This window comes from Albidovulum sp., assembly GCF_008933605.1.
Classification (GTDB): domain Bacteria; phylum Pseudomonadota; class Alphaproteobacteria; order Rhodobacterales; family Rhodobacteraceae; genus Albidovulum.
On sequence record NZ_WBUS01000295.1, the window covers coordinates 1 to 1,698 of the forward strand.

Annotated in this window: 3 protein-coding genes; 2 read left to right on the plus strand and 1 reads right to left on the minus strand. The window is 70.8% G+C overall.

Going from position 1 to position 1,698, the window contains the following annotated elements:
• Positions 1-791, plus strand: a 791-nt coding sequence (gene nudC, locus F9K34_RS18975; RefSeq protein ID WP_291338652.1) for an NAD(+) diphosphatase, incomplete at its 5' end; no start/stop codon positions are given.
• Between the two features lie 37 nt (positions 792-828).
• The gene (locus F9K34_RS18980; RefSeq protein ID WP_291338653.1) at positions 829-1,299 is read left to right on the plus strand and encodes an SRPBCC family protein; all 471 of its coding nucleotides are present in this window, start codon (positions 829-831) and stop codon (positions 1,297-1,299) included.
• Positions 1,300-1,303: 4 nt separating this feature from the next.
• On the opposite strand, the gene F9K34_RS18985 is transcribed toward F9K34_RS18980, so the two are convergent.
• Positions 1,304-1,698, minus strand: a 395-nt coding sequence (locus F9K34_RS18985; protein WP_291338654.1) for a prephenate dehydratase domain-containing protein, incomplete at its 5' end; no start/stop codon positions are given.

Genomic DNA, 1,698 nt, shown 5'->3' on the forward strand with positions numbered 1-1,698 from the left:
CCTCGGGGCACCCGGTGCTGGCGGTGGCGGAGGGCGCGCCGCTGTTCCTCGGGATCGACGAGTGCGTGGCGCGGTTCGCCGCCGACGTCTCGGCCTGGGAACCGCCGGCGGAAGCCATGCCCCAGCCCGGCGTCTTCTTCGACCCGACCGAGCAGCGCCATCCCGCGCTTCCCGGGGACCACCGCTTTGCCGAGCTTCGCGGCGTCATGGCGATGCTCTCGCCACGCGACGCCGAGCTTGCCGCGACGGCCAAGGCGCTCCTCGGCTGGCACCGCAGCCACCGGTTCTGTTCGGCCTGCGGCCGGCCGTCCGAGGTGGTCGAGGCCGGCTGGCAACGGCGCTGCCCCGCCTGCGGCGCAAGCCATTTCCCGCGGACCGACCCCGTGGTGATCATGCTGATCACGCGGGGCGACCGCGCGCTCCTCGGCCGGTCCCCCGGCTGGCCCGAGGGCATGTACTCCTGTCTCGCGGGGTTCATGGAGCCGGGAGAGACGGTGGAAGCAGCCGTGCGGCGCGAGGTCATGGAGGAGACGGGCGTGGAGGTCGGGCCGGTGCGCTACCTCGCGAGCCAGCCCTGGCCCTATCCCGCCTCCCTGATGATCGGCTGCCTGGGCGAGGCGGCGACCGAGGCGATCACGCTCGATCCGGCGGAGCTTGAGGATGCGCGCTGGGTGACGAAGGCCGAAATGGCCGCCGCGCTCGCTGGGACGCATCCCGCCATCCGCCGGCCGCGCGCCGGGGCGATCGCGGGATTTCTCCTGACCAACTGGGTTGCGGACCGGCTGGATTGAGGCCAAGACTTCGGCCGGGACGGAAGGGGACGATGGCGTGAAGTTCTCCACGCGCGAGGATGTCGAGGTGCCTGCCGAGGCGGTCTTTGCCGCGGTGTCGGATTTCGCTGCCTTCGAGCGCGCCGCGCTGAGGCGAGGGGCCGAGGTGGCACGGGCCGATCTCGGAACCGGGCCGGGCCCGGGCATGACCTGGAGCCTTCGCTTTCGCGCGCGCGGGCGGATGCGCCGGGTGGTCTGCACGCTCGACCATTTCGACCCTCCGAATGCGCTCGTATGCCGGCTGGACGGCGGCAGCTTCGGCGGGGCGCTGACGGTCAACCTCGTCGCCCTGTCCCGCGCCCGCACGCGCATGGCGGTGCAGCTGGAGCTCTTGCCACGGACCATCGCGGCGCGGCTTCTGGTCCAGACCGCAAGGCTGAACCGCGGCGCCTACACCCGCCGGTTCGAGGAACGGGTGCAGAAGTTCGCCGCGGAGATCGAGCTGCGTCAGGCGCTGCGCGGCGGCTGAGCGGTCAGCGCCGGGTCGGGTCGGCGGGATAGACGCCAAGGATCGACATGGTCGAGGTAAAGTAGTCGAGCTCCTCGAGGGCGAGGCGCACGTTCGGGTCGTCGGGGTGCCCCTCGATGTCGGCGTAGAACTGCGTGGCGGAGAACGAGCCATCGACCATGTAGCTTTCGAGCTTGGTCATGTTCACGCCGTTCGTCGCGAATCCACCCATCGCCTTGTAGAGCGCGGCCGGGATGTTGCGCACCTGGAAGACGAAGGTCGTCATCATGCCCGACTTGCCGCGGCGCTGGTAATCGGGCTCGCGCGCCATGATGAGGAAGCGGGTCGTGTTGTGGGCGTGATCCTCGATGTGGCGGGCGAGGATGTGGAGCCCGTGGATCTCGGCCGCGAGGTCGGAGG